At 35.1% G+C, this 17,291-nt stretch carries 14 protein-coding genes and 1 CRISPR repeat array (1 of these 15 running past the window's edge); of the genes, 8 read left to right on the top strand and 6 right to left on the bottom strand.

Annotation, left to right across the window (positions count from 1 at the left end; genetic code table 11):
• Nucleotides 1-1,321: a CRISPR direct-repeat array (repeat unit 36 nt; unit sequence GTTTGAGAGTTATGTAATTTCATATAGGACTAAAAC); it reaches 630 nt to the left of the window's first position.
• 246 nt (nucleotides 1,322-1,567) lie between these two features.
• The gene (locus tag HMPREF9225_RS01015) at nucleotides 1,568-1,771 is read left to right on the top strand and encodes a hypothetical protein (protein WP_008901055.1); all 204 of its coding nucleotides are present in this window, start codon (nucleotides 1,568-1,570) and stop codon (nucleotides 1,769-1,771) included.
• A gap of 219 nt (nucleotides 1,772-1,990) precedes the next feature.
• Here HMPREF9225_RS01015 and HMPREF9225_RS01010 read toward each other — a convergent pair whose 3' ends face one another.
• The 3 genes from HMPREF9225_RS01010 to HMPREF9225_RS01000 are packed head-to-tail and all read right to left on the bottom strand — an operon-like array spanning nucleotide 1,991 to nucleotide 4,956.
• On the bottom strand, nucleotides 1,991-3,001 hold the full coding sequence (locus HMPREF9225_RS01010; RefSeq protein ID WP_008901054.1) for an electron transfer flavoprotein subunit alpha/FixB family protein: 1,011 nt from the start codon (nucleotides 2,999-3,001) through the stop codon (nucleotides 1,991-1,993).
• Nucleotides 3,002-3,011: 10 nt separating this feature from the next.
• Nucleotides 3,012-3,803 (bottom strand): electron transfer flavoprotein subunit beta/FixA family protein, encoded by a 792-nt coding sequence (locus HMPREF9225_RS01005; RefSeq protein ID WP_040551251.1) that lies wholly within the window; start codon nucleotides 3,801-3,803, stop codon nucleotides 3,012-3,014.
• Nucleotides 3,804-3,813: 10 nt separating this feature from the next.
• Nucleotides 3,814-4,956 (bottom strand): acyl-CoA dehydrogenase, encoded by a 1,143-nt coding sequence (locus HMPREF9225_RS01000; RefSeq protein ID WP_008901052.1) that lies wholly within the window; start codon nucleotides 4,954-4,956, stop codon nucleotides 3,814-3,816.
• A 378-nt stretch (nucleotides 4,957-5,334) separates the two neighbouring features.
• Between HMPREF9225_RS01000 and HMPREF9225_RS00995 the strand changes: the two genes are divergently transcribed.
• The 5 genes from HMPREF9225_RS00995 to HMPREF9225_RS00975 are packed head-to-tail and all read left to right on the top strand — an operon-like array spanning nucleotide 5,335 to nucleotide 12,615.
• Nucleotides 5,335-5,553 (top strand): helix-turn-helix domain-containing protein, encoded by a 219-nt coding sequence (locus tag HMPREF9225_RS00995; protein ID WP_040551250.1) that lies wholly within the window; start codon nucleotides 5,335-5,337, stop codon nucleotides 5,551-5,553.
• Complete coding sequence (locus HMPREF9225_RS00990; RefSeq protein ID WP_008901050.1) at nucleotides 5,544-5,741, top strand: helix-turn-helix domain-containing protein; 198 nt, start codon at nucleotides 5,544-5,546, stop codon at nucleotides 5,739-5,741. The genes HMPREF9225_RS00995 and HMPREF9225_RS00990 overlap by 10 nt, the downstream gene beginning before the upstream one ends.
• Nucleotides 5,738-7,768 (top strand): site-specific DNA-methyltransferase, encoded by a 2,031-nt coding sequence (locus HMPREF9225_RS00985; protein ID WP_008901049.1) that lies wholly within the window; start codon nucleotides 5,738-5,740, stop codon nucleotides 7,766-7,768. The genes HMPREF9225_RS00990 and HMPREF9225_RS00985 overlap by 4 nt, the downstream gene beginning before the upstream one ends.
• A 13-nt stretch (nucleotides 7,769-7,781) precedes the next feature.
• Nucleotides 7,782-10,733 carry a type III restriction-modification system endonuclease gene (locus HMPREF9225_RS00980; RefSeq protein WP_040551249.1) on the top strand — a complete coding sequence of 984 codons (2,952 nt, stop codon included), beginning with the start codon at nucleotides 7,782-7,784 and terminating at the stop codon, nucleotides 10,731-10,733.
• A 16-nt stretch (nucleotides 10,734-10,749) separates the two neighbouring features.
• Nucleotides 10,750-12,615 (top strand): AbiA family abortive infection protein, encoded by a 1,866-nt coding sequence (locus tag HMPREF9225_RS00975; protein ID WP_040551248.1) that lies wholly within the window; start codon nucleotides 10,750-10,752, stop codon nucleotides 12,613-12,615.
• 163 nt (nucleotides 12,616-12,778) lie between these two features.
• Here HMPREF9225_RS00975 and HMPREF9225_RS00970 read toward each other — a convergent pair whose 3' ends face one another.
• The 3 genes from HMPREF9225_RS00970 to HMPREF9225_RS00960 are packed head-to-tail and all read right to left on the bottom strand — an operon-like array spanning nucleotide 12,779 to nucleotide 15,290.
• Nucleotides 12,779-13,858, bottom strand: coding sequence for a SpoIIE family protein phosphatase (locus HMPREF9225_RS00970; protein ID WP_008901046.1), 1,080 nt, complete (start codon nucleotides 13,856-13,858; stop codon nucleotides 12,779-12,781).
• Nucleotides 13,859-13,860: 2 nt separating this feature from the next.
• The gene (locus HMPREF9225_RS00965) at nucleotides 13,861-14,976 is read right to left on the bottom strand and encodes a THUMP domain-containing class I SAM-dependent RNA methyltransferase (RefSeq protein ID WP_040551247.1); all 1,116 of its coding nucleotides are present in this window, start codon (nucleotides 14,974-14,976) and stop codon (nucleotides 13,861-13,863) included.
• The gene (locus tag HMPREF9225_RS00960) at nucleotides 14,976-15,290 is read right to left on the bottom strand and encodes a hypothetical protein (protein WP_008901044.1); all 315 of its coding nucleotides are present in this window, start codon (nucleotides 15,288-15,290) and stop codon (nucleotides 14,976-14,978) included. Before HMPREF9225_RS00960 ends, HMPREF9225_RS00965 begins: the two co-directional genes overlap by 1 nt.
• Nucleotides 15,291-15,426: 136 nt before the next feature.
• Between HMPREF9225_RS00960 and HMPREF9225_RS00955 the strand changes: the two genes are divergently transcribed.
• Both HMPREF9225_RS00955 and HMPREF9225_RS00950 read left to right on the top strand, forming a co-directional pair.
• Nucleotides 15,427-16,194, top strand: a complete 768-nt coding sequence (locus HMPREF9225_RS00955) for an electron transfer flavoprotein subunit beta/FixA family protein (protein WP_040551246.1) — start codon at nucleotides 15,427-15,429, stop codon at nucleotides 16,192-16,194.
• 8 nt (nucleotides 16,195-16,202) lie between these two features.
• The gene (locus HMPREF9225_RS00950) at nucleotides 16,203-17,201 is read left to right on the top strand and encodes an electron transfer flavoprotein subunit alpha/FixB family protein (RefSeq protein ID WP_008901042.1); all 999 of its coding nucleotides are present in this window, start codon (nucleotides 16,203-16,205) and stop codon (nucleotides 17,199-17,201) included.
• The last annotated feature ends 90 nt before the right edge of the window (nucleotides 17,202-17,291 follow it).

The following is a 17,291-nucleotide window of genomic DNA, read 5'->3' as shown; positions in this document are numbered from 1 at the left end:
ATATCTAAACTCTAACATTTAACCTCCTTAGTTTGAGAGTTATGTAATTTCATATAGGACTAAAACCTTTGCAAGTTCGTATTGTTCATAACAAGGGTTTGAGAGTTATGTAATTTCATATAGGACTAAAACTATTTTCATTGCTATTAAAATATGAAATTCGTTTGAGAGTTATGTAATTTCATATAGGACTAAAACCCGTCATTCGATTTATAATCGCCGTTAATATGTTTGAGAGTTATGTAATTTCATATAGGACTAAAACTATTGCACCAGGCTTTACCTATAAGAATTAGTTTGAGAGTTATGTAATTTCATATAGGACTAAAACTTAAAGATACAACTAATGCAATTAAAAGGGGTTTGAGAGTTATGTAATTTCATATAGGACTAAAACAGATATTTCTTCCTCCATTCCCTGACCTACGTTTGAGAGTTATGTAATTTCATATAGGACTAAAACAAAATAAAACGAGTCGAGATACTGACGAGGGTTTGAGAGTTATGTAATTTCATATAGGACTAAAACAAAGCATGGAAAGAAGTGGACAATGCACTTGTTTGAGAGTTATGTAATTTCATATAGGACTAAAACAAAAATAAATGTATATTAGTCTCAATTATAGTTTGAGAGTTATGTAATTTCATATAGGACTAAAACTTAAAGATACAACTAATGCAATTAAAAGGGGTTTGAGAGTTATGTAATTTCATATAGGACTAAAACAAAGAAAGAGAGGATAAATAAATGATTAAAGTTTGAGAGTTATGTAATTTCATATAGGACTAAAACGCATACAGGAGAGAATACGCAAGAGACCTTGTTTGAGAGTTATGTAATTTCATATAGGACTAAAACTCTAAACTTTGTCAAATCCGACTGGTTCGAGTTTGAGAGTTATGTAATTTCATATAGGACTAAAACAGCTATATCAGGGTTATAGTTCGAATCTTCGTTTGAGAGTTATGTAATTTCATATAGGACTAAAACTCTTTTTCTTTTATCCAGCCTTTAACCTCTGTTTGAGAGTTATGTAATTTCATATAGGACTAAAACTATGGTTACAAGGTCTTTGTTTAAGTCCTCGTTTGAGAGTTATGTAATTTCATATAGGACTAAAACTGTTTTGCAGAATCTGTGTAATCATTGGTTGTTTGAGAGTTATGTAATTTCATATAGGACTAAAACATTAATAAGATTGAGTACTACCTAGGGAACGTTTGAGAGTTATGTAATTTCATATAGGACTAAAACACCAGGAAGCACAACACGCATAAAAGCAGCGTTTGAGAGTTATGTAATTTCTTATAGGACTAAAACATAAGTATCCATTAGATAGATTAAAATAAAAACATAAAGTTGGTAAAACCTTATAAATCACCTTGCTAAAGAGGGTGATAAAGATGAATAGCAACAAAAAAATACTTGAATTGATAACAAGTATTTTCACGCTAATAGCTGCAATTATTAGCTTAATAGTAGTCATCATTCAAGTATTAACCTAATGGAACAGAGGTGAAAGCCTCTTCCCAATGCTATTTATATACATTATAACTCAGAAAGGGAGTGATTACAATAAAAGAATACAAAACAAGTCCTGAGCAACTCGCTAAGAATAGGGAATATAAACGTAAAAATAAAGAGAGATTAAAAATACAGACTTACAGAAGTAATGGAATTTTATTCATCAAAGAGTACGCTCAACTTGAAGACCTAAATGAATTTAAAAGAATTATTGAAGATAGGGAAGATGAACTAAAAAATAGCTGATGATTTTATGATTATTATTATTTCGTGAGTTATTGTAAATTTTATATTCGGTTTCATACCCGTTCGACTCTAAACTTTTGGTTTTTCGCTCTGGGTGACTAGATGGTAGGTTTGAATCTCTATAGATTACTATTTTCAGAAAGATTCAAAAATTTACATATTACAAAAAATAAAAAACTATTGGTTTTTCGCCAATAGTTTTTCTTTTGTTATTTTATTTTATTCGATTTCTGCTTTTAGTTTCTTTTCTCTCTTTAGAGCTTCTGTTAGTTTTGGAACTACTGCGTTGATGTCGCCTACTATGCCTAGGTCTGCTACGTCAAAGATTGGTGCTCCTTCGTTCTTGTTGATTGCGATGATTAGGTCTGAGTCTTCCATTCCTGCTACGTGTTGGATTGCTCCTGAGATTCCTAGTGCGAAGTATACTTCTGGTCTTACTGTCTTACCTGTTTGTCCTACTTGACGATCTTTGGTTGTCCAGCCTGCGTCTACTACTGCTCTTGATGATGAGATTTCTGCTTCTAGTACTTTTGCTAGGTCTTGTAGGTTTTGGAATCCTTCTGGTCCGCCTATTCCACGTCCTGCTGATACTAGGATGGCTGCTTCTGTGATGTCTTTCTTCTTTGATTCAGATTTTACGATGTCTACAATTTTTACGTTCATGTCTTTTGGTTCGAAGTCTACTTTTTCTTCTATTACTTCGCCTTTTCTACTTGTGTCTGTTTGTAGTGCTTGCATTACGCCTGGTCTTACTGTTGCCATTTGTGGTCTGAAGTCTTCGCATAGGATGGTTGCCATTAGGTTTCCACCAAATGCTGGTCTTGTCATTAATAGGTTTTTAGATTCTTCGTCTATTTCTAGTCCTGTACAGTCTGCTGTTAGTCCTGTGTGGATTCTAGCTGCTAGTCTTGGTGCTAGGTCTCTTCCTATTGATGATGCGCCATATAGTGCGATTTCTGGATCATATTTTTTGATTATATGTGCTACTGCTTTTGCGTATGGTTCTGTCACATATTCTTTTAACATTGGATCTTCTATTACGATTACTTTGTCTGCTCCGTGGTGAATTAGAAGTTCTGCGTGTTGTTTTACGTTGTCACCAAGAAGCATTGCTACTACTTGTTGGCCTAAATCGTCAGCAAGTTCTCTTGCTTTTCCTAGAAGCTCGATGCCAACCTTTTGTAATTGGTTGTCTCTTTGTTCTATAAATACATATACGTCTTTACTCATGATTCACCTCTTAGATTATATACTTTTCTTGAAGTTTTGCTACTATTGCTTGTGCTGCTTCGTCTGCTGATAGATCTTTTAGTAGCTCGCCTTTGCCTTTACCTTGTTTTGGATATGATCTCTTAACTTTTGTTGGTGATCCTTTTAGTCCGATGTTTGCAAGGTCTAGCTTGTCTTTTATGTCTTCAAGTCCCCAAGTTGTTATTTCTTTTTCATATGCGTCATAGATTCCGCCTACTGACATGTATCTAGGTTCTGCTAGTTCTGTTAGTGCGGTTATTAAGCATGGTAGTTTTACTTCTAGTACGTGGTGTCTATCTTCGAATTGTCTTTTAACTGTTAGATGGTCACCGTTTAGTTCTAGATCTTCTACGTATGATACTTGTGGGATTCCAAGGTGTTCTGCCATTTGTGGTCCTACTTGTGCAGTGTCTCCGTCGATTGCTTGACGTCCTGTGATGATTAGATCATAGTCTAGGTGTTCTAGTGCTGCTGCGATTGTACATGATGTTGCCCAGGTGTCTGCTCCTCCGAATGCTCTGTCTGTTACTAGGATTGCTTTGTCTGCTCCCATTGCTAGGGCTTCTCTAAGTGCTAGTTCTGCTTGTGGAGGTCCCATTGATACTACGGTTACTTCTACATTTTCATGTTCGTCTTTTATTCTTAGTGCAGTTTCAAGTCCTGATTTGTCATCTGGGTTTATGATACTAGGAACTCCATCTCTTATTAGAGTGTTGGTAACAGGATCTAGTCTTACTTCATTTGTGTCCGGTACTTGTTTAATACAAACAACTATTTTCATCATTTACCTCCTATTTAACTCCCATCCAGCCGGATACAACCATTCTCATTACTTCGGATGTACCTTCGTAGATTTCTGTTATCTTTGCATCTCTCATCATTCTTTCGATAGGATAGTCTTTGGTGTATCCGTATCCGCCGAATAATTGTAAGCATCTTCTGGTTACATCGGATGCAGTTTCTGAAGCAAATAATTTAGCCATAGCTGCGTAGTGTGAGTATGGTATTTTGTTTTGCTTAGCGTCTGCTGCTCTATATACAAGTAGTTGAGCTGCTTCTGCTTTTGTCTTCATATCAGCAAGTTGGAATTGTGTATTTTGGAATTGAGAAATTCTTCTTCCGAATTGTTTTCTTTCTTTTGTATACTTAATAGTTTCGTCGATTGCTCCTTCTGCAATACCTACAGCTTGTGAAGCGATACCGATTCTACCACCGTCAAGAGTCTTCATTGCAAGACCGAATCCTTTACCTTCTCTTCCAAGTAGGTTTTCCTTAGGAACTTTACAGTTTTCAAATATAAGTTCGCAAGTAGAAGATGCTCTTATACCCATCTTATCTTCAGGTTCTCCAACTCTGAATCCTTCGAATCCACGTTCAACGATGAATGCTGAGATACCTTTAGTTCCTTGGCTCTTGTCTGTCATAGCAATTATGATAAATACATCTGCAAAACCTGCATTTGTAATGAATATTTTAGTACCATTAAGGATGTAGTGATCTCCATCTAGTACAGCTATAGTTTGTTGTCCTGCTGCATCTGTACCTGCACCTGGTTCAGTAAGACCGAAAGCTCCGATTTTTTTACCAGATAGTAGGTCTGGAAGATACTTTTTCTTTTGTTCTTCAGTTCCGTTTTCATAGATAGGTGCAGCACAAAGTGATGTATGAGCTGATACGATTACACCTGTAGTTGCACATTTCTTAGAAAGTTCTTCGATTGCCATAGCGTAAGCGACATAGTCTGCTCCTTGTCCGCCATATTCCTTTGGGAAAGGAATACCGAAAAATCCGTACTTTGCAAGTTTTTTGATATTTTCATAAGGTACTTCTTCTGAAATATCAATGTCAGCTGCTATTGGTTCTACTTCGTTTTCAGCAAAGTCTCTATACATTTGTTGTAATAGAAGGTGCTGTTTGTCCAAATTAAAATCCATTATAGTCCCCCTTAATAATTTAAATGTCAATAAAATAACATTGTTAATTTAATTATACCACTAAAGTAAAAATTTTTGTAAACATTTGCGAAAAAGTATTAGCATAGTAATGGATTATTAGAAGTATAAATTAAAATGCACCGCTATTTTTAGCAGTATATAATTTTTAAAAATATTTTAAATAATAATCAAATTATTTTAAAATAGTGAATTAAGTTCGGAAATTATCTTTAAAATATTTTTTCTTGGATAAAGATATCTTAAAGATTTAGAGAAGATGTAAATGGATCCGCCCTAATATATAAATGTAACGTTATCATGTGTGATATAATAATATAGAAAAACTGTATAAAGTAGAAGATTAATTCGAGGTGGATTATTGGGTTTTCCTATGATAAATTATGGAAAAAATTAATAGATGAAAAGATGAATAAGCTAGACCTACAAAAAGCCATACAAACAACCCCTCATACCATAGCAAAAATGGGTCGGGACGAGAATGTGAGTATGGAAATACTTGGTAGGATTTGTAAGTATTTTAAATGTGATATATCGGAAGTATTGGAGTATAGAATGGAGGAAGAACGATGTTTTTGACACAGCAAGATTTTGCCAAAGAAGTACAGGTGGCATTTTCTACTGTGAATAGATGGGAAGGTGGCAAAGCAAAGCCTAACCTTAATGCTATGAAAAATATAAAAGAGTTCTGCCTTAAGAATGATGTTGATTATTCAGATGTAGAAGAGGCATGGATTGATTTTGAAGTAAGGAGTAAATCAAAATGATTAGAGATATTATGACTGCGAATGAAACAGTTACACCAAACCAGAAAGAAATAAACATTTTGAAGGAAAATTTTCCATCATGCTTTTGTGCCGATGGTACTTTTGACATGGTAAGATTTTCCGAGTTCTTAAAGGATAAGATTGATATTTCCCATGAGGGATACGAATTAAAGTTTTTAGGTAAAAACTATGCAAAAATGCTAGCATCACTTGATACTGAAACAGTAATCGTTCCTGATGAGGCACACAACAGTCTTCCTGAAAATGTCAACAGCGAAAATGTATATATCAGTGGTGATAACCTTGATGGATTGAAGCATCTTCTAAAATCGTACGCAGGACAGGTTAAATGCATTTATATCGACCCACCTTACAACACAGGTTCTGATGGATTTGTGTATAATGATAAGTTTAACTTTACTGTTGAAGAACTTGTTGAGAAACTTAGTATTGATGAGGAACAATCTCAGCGTATTCTCGATTTGACAAACAGGGGCAGTGCGTCACATTCAGCGTGGTTGATGTTTATGTATCCAAGATTACAGTTAGCTAAAGATCTACTTGATAAAGATGGGGTTATTTTTATTTCTATAGATGATAACGAACAAGGCAATTTAAAATTATTATGTGATGATATTTTTAGTGAAACGAATTTTGTTGCGCAATTAGTATGGGAGAAAAAGAAAAAAGGCAGTTATTTAGCTGATAGCGTTACTAACATAAAAGAATATATTTTGGTTTATGCAAAACGCAAAGAAGAGTTTTCAGGGTTAATTGGTGAAATTAACAGTGAAGAAGAAACCTATCCTTGTGTCAATGCATCTAACGGTAGGGATATCCGTGTGATTCCTGCAGGAATAGAAAGTAAATACCGAGATAAAAATTTCCGTATGAATGCGGGCGAAATCATTTCTGATACAACAATGAATTTAGTTCTTCATTCAGATTTGGTAATAGAAGATGGTGTTTTAGCTGAAGAATTAAAAATCGAGAGTAATTGGCGATATGGTCAAGACGCGATGACTGAATATGCTTTAAACAAAGAATTGTATATTACACGTGATTTGTATTTAAGAAGAATTGTAAAAGAGCCAAGATACAAAGGCTTAAAAGATTTACTTTTACGTGTTGGTGATAATGACGAATCCGGATACTCTTATGATGTTATTAGCTCTAATTTACAAAAAACAGGTTGGGGATCAAATGAAGATGCCGATGAGGAACAACGGTTGTTATTTGGAGAACAATCCTTGATGAGCTATCCTAAACCGGTGTTATTAATCATGAAATTACTTTCATGCTTACAAAAACAAGATTTACTAGTTGTTGATTTCTTTTCTGGTTCAGCGACAACAGCAGAAGCCGCAATGCGTCTTAATAGCAGGGGTATGAATATTAAAACGATTTCAATTCAATTACCTGAAAACCTTGATATAAAGTCTGAAACAAGTACGGGAGATGACAAAGCAAATGCAAAAAAATTGATTTCCTTTTTAGATAAGAATAATCATCCTCATACACTTGATTATCTTGGAATCGAACGAATCCTACGTTCTGCAAAGAAAATCAAAGAAGAAAATCCAAACACTACAGCCGATCTTGGCTTTAAGCATTACACCTTAGCAGAGGTTAGCCAAAATACACTTGATAAAATTGAGAGATTTGACAACAGTGGATATATCATTGATACAACTGTATATGATGAGTTCGGTACTGCGACGATACTTACTACATGGTTGGTGCATGACAACTATGGATTTATAAATAAATGTGAGATGGTAGACCTTGCTGGGTACACAGCATATTGGTGTGAAAACCACTTATATCTTATTAATCCAGATCTTTCAGAAGAAGCCATCAAAGCCCTTGTAGAGAAGTACAATACAGAAGGAGCATTTAACCCTCAAAATATAGTTCTCTTCGGTTACAGCTTCAACTATGTTGAAATGGAAAACTTAAAGACAAATGTAAAGATTCTCCGTGATTCTGAAAAGAATCTTAAAATTAATTTGGATATCAGATATTAAGGAGGTGCAGGTTTTGGAACTTATATTAGAACGAGAATTGGACCATCAACAGAAAGCTGTTGATGCCATAATTTCTGCCCTTGATGGAATCACAATGGTAAAGCCGAACCTTACCTATGAAAATCCAACATTTGATAGAAAAGAACTTCGTTTGGTTAATAATTTGACGGAAGTTCAAAAGAATATCCGTGCTGACTATCGTGGCTGCCGTGATGACGGAGATTACCTGAATCTTGATATTAAGATGGAAACAGGAACAGGAAAAACCTATGTATATACACAAACAATTTATGAGATGCATAAAAAGTTTGGTTTTAACAAGTTTATTATTGCCGTACCCTCTCTTCCTATTAAGGCAGGCACATCACAGTTTATTGATGACAGTTATGTAAAGCATCATTTTTCTGACGCGTGTGGCTATAACTGTGATATTGAACTTGGTGTATTGGAGAGTCCTAAGAAAAAGAAAAAAGGCTTTTTAGCTATGCCTCCTGCTGTACGTGATTTTGTAACGGGCTCATGCCAGAATTCAAACAAAATTTATGTATTGCTTGTTAATATGCAGTTGCTGACAAATGGTAATATGCTTACCCGATCAGATTACGATTATTTGGTTGAAGGATTTTACAGACCTTTTGATGCACTAAAAGCAACAAAGCCAGTTGTAATTATTGATGAACCACATAGATTTTCTCGTGAGCAGAAAGCATATAAAACAATTGTTGAAGAATTATGTCCACAGATTATTATTCGTTATGGAGCAACCTTCCCGGATACAACTGTTGGTAAAGGAAGAAATAAGGTAACTTTTAAGGACTTTAATAACCTTGTATATGAACTTAATTCTTGCGATTCCTTCAATCTAAACTTGATTAAAGGGATTGCAAAGGAGCATTTTGAACCTTTATCCAAAAAGGAAGAAAAGGTTAAATTGTTGGCAGTGGAATCAAAAACTTCTGCTACGTTCCAATTTAAAAAACGTGGAGAGGAAACAAAGACTTATACACTGACACCGGGAGATTCGCTTTCTGTAATAGATTCATCTTTCGAGGGACTTACGATCAATGCTATTGGAAAAAACTTTATTGAATTGGTAAACGGACAAGTTAAATATCAAGGTGAAGAATTCAACACAGATATTTATTCTTCATCTTATCAAGAACAAATGCTGAAGTTGGCAATTCAGAGACATTTTGAAACTGAACGTCAAAATTTCTCTGGAAGACAATTCAAAATTAAAACTCTGGCACTGTTTTTCATTGATGATATCACTTCTTACCGTGATTCGGAAGACGGCAAAGACGCTTATCTGAAAATGATGTTTGAAAGATTGTTACTTGAGAAAATCGAAGAATTATTACTAACACTTCCGGATAACGAACAGGAATACAAAGACTACCTTGAAGCAAGCAAAGCCGATATTCCTGCTTGTCATGCCGGTTATTTTGCACAGGATAATAGTGACTCAGATGAAGCTATTGCAAATGAAGTTGCTGATATCCTTCATAATAAGAAAGGTCTTATTTCTCTCCGTAAAGAAGATGGCTCATTCAACACAAGAAGATTCCTGTTCTCTAAATGGACTTTGAAAGAAGGATGGGACAATCCTAATGTATTCACAATTGCAAAATTACGTTCCAGCGGAAGTGATAATAGCAAACTGCAAGAAGTCGGTCGTGGACTTCGTCTTCCTGTCGATGAAAATGGTAACCGTATCTCTAACGAGGAGTTTAAGCTTAATTATATTGTTGACTTTACTGAAGCTGATTTTGCTGAAAGACTTGTTGATGAAATTAATGGTGAATTACCAGAAACGCTTACTCTATCTCAAGATGCATTGGATAAGGTTGCTAAAGAACGTGACGTTGACCCAGATGATTTGTTCATAGAATTGATGAGTAAAAAATACATCAATCGTAACTATGAGATTCGTACCGAAAACAGAGATGCTTTTTATGCTGATTATCCAGAATTCGCTACGGGTGTAGGTAGCAACAAGGTTACTGATGTCAACAAAAATAAGAAAGAGGTAATTCATGTAAGAAAAGCTGTATACTATGAATTAAAAGAGTTATGGGAACGCATTAACCAGAAATACTATTTATTCTATGATGTAGATTTGACAGATGAAATCCCACAGGCATTACATGACATTTTAAGAAAAGTTGGTACCTTCGGGAACGTAACATTGTATAGCCATAGGGATCAAGTGGCTATAGAAGGAAATGCAATGGTTGTTAAGGATGATACAGGTGTATCGTATTCGATAAAACGTCCTATTCCTTATAATGAGTTTTTGAAAAGAATCAGTCAACAGACAAGTATTCCTATTACTGAAATTCACAAAGCCATGTGTGAACTTTCTAAGGAGAAGGGCATTCCTGAAGAATACATAAACGAGTATTCTGTAGCAAATATTGTATCTGCTTTTACAGATTGGCGTATTGAGAAAATGCAAACTCGTTTTAAGTATAAACGTTCTGCCCAGCCTGTTACTGTAACAGCATTGACCTACAAAGACGGAACACCTAGAGATGTTATTAAACAAGGAAATGTGGGTACGAAATTTGCTGAAGGTACACCTTCTGACAAATATCTGTATGATAAGATTGTTTTTGACTCACCTCTTGAGAAGGCAAATATAATGACAGACATTGATGAGGTTGTGGTTTACGGGAAAATACCAAAATCAAGTGTTGCAATTCCTACAATTGTTGGCGAAAACTATAGCCCAGACTTTATGTATGTTGTTAAGCATAAAGATGGAACAAAGGAATTGAATATTATTGTGGAAACAAAGCTGGTAGAAAACAAATCCACACTTCGAGGAATTGAAGATGCTAAGATAAAATGTGCAGAGGCTTTCTTCAAACAACTTACTAGTGATGGATACACTGTTTCATTCCATATACAGTTAAGCAATAAGAAAGTCAAGCAGATTATCGAAGATGTAATTGCGGGATAAAGGAGAGATACAAGGTATGTTTGGAATTACATATGATACATGGAAGCAGACATGCCAAATGTATTTTAAGTTAAGTGAAGGTAGTAAAAAGTCCTATTTGCAGTGGTTTCCTTTTTCGAAAATCACTGCAGATGAGGAAGAATATATTGCTAGTGAAGAGTTCTTTGAAAAATACATAAGAAAAGCTGCGTTTGTATTGTTTCCGGAAGCAATGCATCAATCCGAAAACTTTCTTCAAAAGGGAGATGGGAGCTTTAGAGATTCAAGTCTCTTATCTCCAGTTTTGTATTTAGTATTACAAGCTATAGGCAAAGAAATATCTAATCATTATCAGACTGTAAGAAATATGAATATTGATGCTTTTTATGCAGGAAACTATGATTATATGCGTGCGAAGTATAAGCAGGATTATGACGAGTTTTACAAGCTAATAAATGCCCACATTTCAGACTGCCAGTATTTTATTAAAACTGATATTACTAACTTCTTCCCGAATATAAACCTTGACATTCTTATTAATCAAATTGACAAAAGAAGTAATTTAGCAGATGTTTGCTTCACTCCTACTCAATTGAAAATGATAAAAGAATTGTTGTTATTTTGCGGAGATGGGAAATTCCCAACAATAGAAAACAGCACTGCGTCTTCATATTTAGCAACAATTGTGTATATGGATGAAATAGATAATCGAATATACAAGTTTATTAAAGAGAAAATAGATTGTATCAGTGATTTCAAAATCATTCGATATGTTGATGATATGTATATCTTGATTAATTCTTCTCATGACATTGTTAGGCTGCACGATGCTTATAACCAGATTAGAAACGAATATTCTTCAATTTTAAAAGAGTACGGATTGTCTCTTAACGCAAAGAAGTGTTGTCTGAAACCTGCAATAGAAATCAATGGTGAACTTAAAAAATCATTATATGATGAATATTTCAATGGTATCCAGCATGATATTGAGGAGTTGTTTGAGGGTAAGTTCCAAGAGTTCCTAGATTCTCTTTTATTAGCACTTAAAACTGATTACATTGATGTTGAATACTACAATTTGATGATTGAACAGTACTTTAGCAGTGATGATATTGAATTTACACCAACAGAAGTTTATAACCATTATATTTACGAATGCGATGAAGTAATTCAAGACAGCAAAGTAATATCCACAATATGTAAATTAATTAACACAGATGTTTCTTTCATTAGTATAGATCCAAAACGTTTATCTATAATGATAATGAAGACTCAAAATTCGCCTGCTATAAAAGCATTGCTTAATCAGTTGTTTCAACGTAATCGAAAAGGACTTTGGAATTCATATGACACATCAATTGCCATATCCTATTTAATTCAGAGTGAGTTTAGACATATTGATTTGCTCGATGCTCTAAATGAGAATAGTACAAATCTTAAGAATTATTACTATTACTGTTGTAAGAATAGCTTTTTATCCACACTTTGTAATAAGAGGATTAATGATTATATACACATTATTGATAAGGACTGGAAAGCATACTTCCTATATTTCATGTATTGGGTGGAGAAAAAAAGACATAATACATTGGCGGAATATGCATTTTATAAAAACTACTTTGACCGTTTTACAGCTGATTTAGCATTTTATTATAATTATGATCCAACTTGTAAAAAACCAAATTACAAAGGTTTTTACAAAGAGCCAGCGTTTAAAACATTTTATAAAGAGATAGATGGTTCTGAAGAAATAATTAAGCGCGCACATTATTTAAGAAATGCAAATCCGTTGTCTCATTCATCGGCAGGATTAATTGATAAATCAACTACATCGAATGATATAAAAAGATGTATTGAAGATTTGAATTCGCTCATTGATAATTATAGAACTATACATTGCTGATAATCCCGCAGACCGATTCGGTACTTGAGTAACAAAGCAAAAAGAAAACGACCACACAGGAGCATTTCTACTCTTGTATGGTCGTTATTTCTTTTATCACCACTTAAAGGCTATCAGTTAAACTTGATTTCCATAAATCCCTAACTGAATGCCCATTGGATGCTTACATTATTTTTATTAGCACTGCGGTCATATCATCTTTTGGTTCTTTCGCTGTGAAGTGGACTACATCTGTTCTTATTTCTTGTAGTTCATCTACATTATGTCTATTTAGTATATCTCCGAGTCTCTTTAGCCCGTAGGTTTCTCCCGATGAATTTTTAAGTTCTGGGATGCCGTCTGTTACGAAGAGTAGTTTGTCTCCGCAGAAGAGATCTACTACATTGTCTTCGTAGGTTACGTCTTCAAACATTCTTGAGATTGGTAGTCCTGCTGTTAGTAGTTCGTAACTAGTCCTATTTCGTGAGAGGATTGGACAAGGGTTGTGACCGGCGTTTGAAAATTTAAATGTGTTTTCTTTTCTATTATATACTCCGTAAAAACAGGTGAAGTAAATATTTACATCCAAGTCTATGGAGTTGAATTTCTTTTTTATTTCCTCTAGTGCTGTGGCTGGATTTAGAAGTGCCTTGGTGGTGAGACTTTTGAACATGAAGTTTACAAACATGGTCACCTGGCTACTTGCAAATCCATGACCTACTGTATCTGAAATATAGATTCCTAAGTTATCTCTATTTATTTCGAAGACGTTGAACATATCGCCGCTTAGAATATTGGACGGTCTGTAGAGGTAATCTATCATCGTTCCGCCGATGAATCCCTTTTCGGGAAGTAGACCTACTTGGATCTTCTTCGCTTCGTTCATTTCTGTTGCGAGCTCTTTGTTTTTATTTATTATCTCCCTTTGAAGTTTCTTCTCCATGGTTATATTTCGAAAGACTTCCACCACCGCGACGATTTCTTCGCCGTCAAAGATAGGGGAGCATTTTACAGAATAGAAATTGCCTTCTATATATTCTTCTCTTTGGATGATCTCTCCTGTCCTTAGCGTCCTTTCTGCGACGGAAAGGTTGCAGAAGTATCTTCCGTCGGGTTCGCAGGTCATCTCCTTTGCAGATGCACCCATTAGCTCTTCCATTGCAGAGTTTACGAAGATTACTTGATTGTTTGAATCCAAAACTCTCACTAGGTCTGCTATTCCATTTAAGATATTTAAATTAATTTTAGAGCTAAGTTTTTCCATAACTACCCCCTAGGTTTAGGTCCTAAGTATTGATAATAGTAGGTTTTAATTCCTCCGTTGTAGAGTTTTCTATTTCTATCTGCTTTTTTGCCGAAATTCTTCTCGAAATCTTCGTCTCCTGAGATTGCGTAGACGCTCCAGGTTGGACATGATTTGTGAAGAAGTCCCAGTTCTTTTTCTAGTTCTTTAACATCTTTTCCGATTCTTATTCCGTAAGGTGGGTTGGTGATGATGACACCGTAATCGTCGCCGATTATAAGATCTCTTATATCTTTTTCAAAGAAGGTTATATCTTCTTCTAGTCCCAAGAGTTCTGCGTTGTCCTTTGCGATTTCTATTGCGCCGCGTTCTATGTCGGAGCCGTATATTTTAAGAGTTTTGTCGTAGTCGATTCTTTCGTAGGCGAGTTTCTTCTCTTCTTTCATGATTTCTTCGTCAAAGAATTTAAATTTTTCAAAGTCGAATTTTCTCATGAGTCCCGGTGCAATATTCTTGCCAATCATGGCAGCTTCTATAAGTATGGTTCCAGAACCGCAGAATGGATCGTGAAGAATCCTATCCGGATTCCAATACGAAAGCATAACTAGTGCTGCGGCAATAGTTTCGGATAGGGGAGCCTTGTAGTTGCGAGCTCTGTATCCTCTCTTGTGAAGTCCATCTCCAGAAGTATCTAGTGTCACGCTTGCTATATCATCACGAAGAGCAACTTCTAGTTTGTATCTCTCTTTTGATTTTTCAAAATAATCTATGTCGTAATGCTCTTTCATGACGTCAATGATCGCTCTTTCTGTGATCCTTTGACAGTCAGATACAGAGAATAGTTTTGAATTTTTAGAACGGCCTTGCACGATAAAGTTGCCGTCTATGGATATATTTTCATGCCAAGGAAATTTCAAAACTCCTTGGTATAGATCTTCAAATGTAGTCGCCTTGAAATTTAAAAGTTCGATCAAAACCCTATCTGCACATCTAAGATTTAGATTTAGTTTTGCAATATCTCTTAGATCTCCTTCGACGATACATCTTCCGTTTTCAGTAGTTACATCGTAGCCTAGGGCGATGAGTTCTCTTTTTAAAACCGCCTCTAAGCCGAATGTAGTAGTAGCTATTATTTTCATTATTTTTTCTCCTTTGCCCATTTAAAAATATAAAGAGCATAGATACCCATGGTGATGATTCCAAACAGAATATCATTAGCTACAAATACATCTTTATGCATAAAATATCTAAATGCCATACGGGCAAGTAGGTATATCACAACGATATAAGAAAATTTATAGAGTTTTTTAAAACGCATTTCTTTGGTCAGATTTCTATTTTCTTCTCTTAAATCTTCTTTTAATTTTGCTTGGCGCTTCCTAGCGGCAATACGAACCTTTTTTTCCTTTTGCCATTTTTCTTCTAAGCCATCAAAAAAACTCTTTTTACTCATCTTACACCTCTCTTCTATTCTATCTAAAAAGAACGAAAATTAAAAGGTAGTAAAATTATTAATATGGTTAAGAAAATTGCTTCCACTTGATAAAGAGGGGTATAATACTATTATGATATAAATTATGGAGGTATTTATGAATATATTAGTATTTGCAAAGGTAGTACCAAAAGTTTCCGATTGCAAAATAGATAGAGAAACCAACAATCTTATAAGAGATGGAGTTAAAAGCATAATAAATCCACCAGATCTAGCAGCTATTTATACAGCCTGCGAACTTAAAAAGAAACACGGTGGCAAGGTTGTGGTTGCATCAATGGGACCTGACTTCATAAAAGGGGAACTCGAAGTTGCTTATTCAATGGGAGCAGATGAAATCTACATCATCTCCAGCATGGCGGTTAGAGGATCAGATACACTTGCGACTTCATATGTGCTTTCAACCACTGCAAAACATCTAGGAGAATTTGACTTAGTACTTACAGGTACTCAAACCCTCGACGGTGACACTGGACAAGTAGGACCACAACTTGCAGAAAAACTTGGACTTAACTCTTTAACCTATGCGGAAAGTGTAGAAGTAAAAGGCGACGAAGTCATAGCTAAGAGAAGAATAAACGGCGGACTTCAAGAAGAATCTGTAAAGATGCCAGCCCTTGTAAGCACTCTTAGAAAAAATATAAATCCTAAGAAATCTGAAGAAGTGACTAAAGAAGTAAAAATCTTGACAGAAAAAGATATTGATTTCGATCTTGATAAGATGGGCATGAAGGGATCTAGAACGGTAGTCGGATCAGTATTTGCACCACCAGAAGTACAAAAGGGTTTAATCATCGAAAAAAATAGTGATGAAGAAAAAGTAGAAGAAATCATAAAAATACTAAAGGACAACAAAAGGATCTAAGGTGAATTATGAATATGAGTAAAAATATTTGGGTAGTTTGTGAAACATTTGAACAAAAGATCACAAACCTAACATTTGAACTTCTAGCAAACGCAAGACATTTAGCAGAAGGTCTAGGTGGACAAGTAGTTGCAGTGCTATTTACAGAAAAAAGAGCTGGACTAATAGAAGAATTAGAAAGATATGGAGCAGACAAAGTAATCCTAGTGGAAGATGAAAAATTTAAAAACTTCGACTCAAAGGTAGCTGCCCATGCACTAGATAAATTAATTGACAAGTACGAACCATACGCAGTGCTAATCGGATCATCAGTAAACGGAAGAGATATCGGCGGAAGAATCACAGCTAAGAGAGAAATCGGACTAGTTGCAGATTGCCAAGAAATAAAACTTACAGAAGATAAATCTGACATCATGTGGATCAGACCAACCTTCGACGGCAAACTCTTATCAGACATAAGAATCACAAGCACACCTAAGATAGGAACAGTAGGTAACAAGACCGGAGTAGAACTATTCCACGATGAAGGACACAAAGCAGAAGTAATAGAAGAAAAGATTGAAGTAGAAAGTCCACTTAACAAAATACTTTCCTTCGTAAAGGACGAAGAACATGAACATCTAAGCTTAGAAGACGCAGAAGTGATCGTCGCAGCAGGAATGGGAGTAAAAGACGAAGAAGGACTAAAAGTTGTGAAGGACTTTGCAAAGGCACTAGGAGCAGAATTTGGAGTTACAAAACCTATAGTAGATAACGGATGGGCAGATAAGAGTCTCCAAGTAGGAGTAACAGGTAAGACCGTAAAACCAAAACTATATATAGCAGTTGGAATCTCTGGAGCATTACAACATACCAATGGAATGAAAGAATCAGAACTAATAATAGCCATAAATAGCGACAAGGATGCAAAGATAATGAAAATTGCAAACTATGGAATAGTTGGAGATCTATTCACCATACTTCCATTACTATCAGAGAGAATAAGAGAAGAAAAGAAAGTGAACTAGAAAAACTTTTTATAAGACCCCTGGACTAACAGGGGTTTTTTATTTTAAATAAATATCTTTTACTTAAATGGAGGGTTTAATTTTGTAGCG

This window comes from Peptoniphilus duerdenii ATCC BAA-1640, assembly GCF_000146345.1.
GTDB lineage: Bacteria > Bacillota > Clostridia > Tissierellales > Peptoniphilaceae > Peptoniphilus_B > Peptoniphilus_B duerdenii.
Note: the sequence above shows the minus strand (reverse complement) of the source record. Positions and strands in the feature narration are given on the sequence as shown.

What these genes read in the sequence shown, in the direction of transcription:
- HMPREF9225_RS00975 (WP_040551248.1), top strand. Translation starts at nt 10,750, where the DNA reads ATGTTTGGAATTACATATGATACATGGAAGCAGACATGCCAAATGTAT.
- HMPREF9225_RS00960 (WP_008901044.1), bottom strand. Translation starts at nt 15,290, where the DNA reads ATGAGTAAAAAGAGTTTTTTTGATGGCTTAGAAGAAAAATGGCAAAAG.
- HMPREF9225_RS00970 (WP_008901046.1), bottom strand. Translation starts at nt 13,858, where the DNA reads ATGGAAAAACTTAGCTCTAAAATTAATTTAAATATCTTAAATGGAATA.
- HMPREF9225_RS00955 (WP_040551246.1), top strand. Translation starts at nt 15,427, where the DNA reads ATGAATATATTAGTATTTGCAAAGGTAGTACCAAAAGTTTCCGATTGC.
- HMPREF9225_RS00950 (WP_008901042.1), top strand. Translation starts at nt 16,203, where the DNA reads ATGAATATGAGTAAAAATATTTGGGTAGTTTGTGAAACATTTGAACAA.
- HMPREF9225_RS00990 (WP_008901050.1), top strand. Translation starts at nt 5,544, where the DNA reads ATGTTTTTGACACAGCAAGATTTTGCCAAAGAAGTACAGGTGGCATTT.
- HMPREF9225_RS00965 (WP_040551247.1), bottom strand. Translation starts at nt 14,976, where the DNA reads ATGAAAATAATAGCTACTACTACATTCGGCTTAGAGGCGGTTTTAAAA.
- HMPREF9225_RS01000 (WP_008901052.1), bottom strand. Translation starts at nt 4,956, where the DNA reads ATGGATTTTAATTTGGACAAACAGCACCTTCTATTACAACAAATGTAT.
- HMPREF9225_RS01010 (WP_008901054.1), bottom strand. Translation starts at nt 3,001, where the DNA reads ATGAGTAAAGACGTATATGTATTTATAGAACAAAGAGACAACCAATTA.
- HMPREF9225_RS00985 (WP_008901049.1), top strand. Translation starts at nt 5,738, where the DNA reads ATGATTAGAGATATTATGACTGCGAATGAAACAGTTACACCAAACCAG.
- HMPREF9225_RS01005 (WP_040551251.1), bottom strand. Translation starts at nt 3,803, where the DNA reads ATGAAAATAGTTGTTTGTATTAAACAAGTACCGGACACAAATGAAGTA.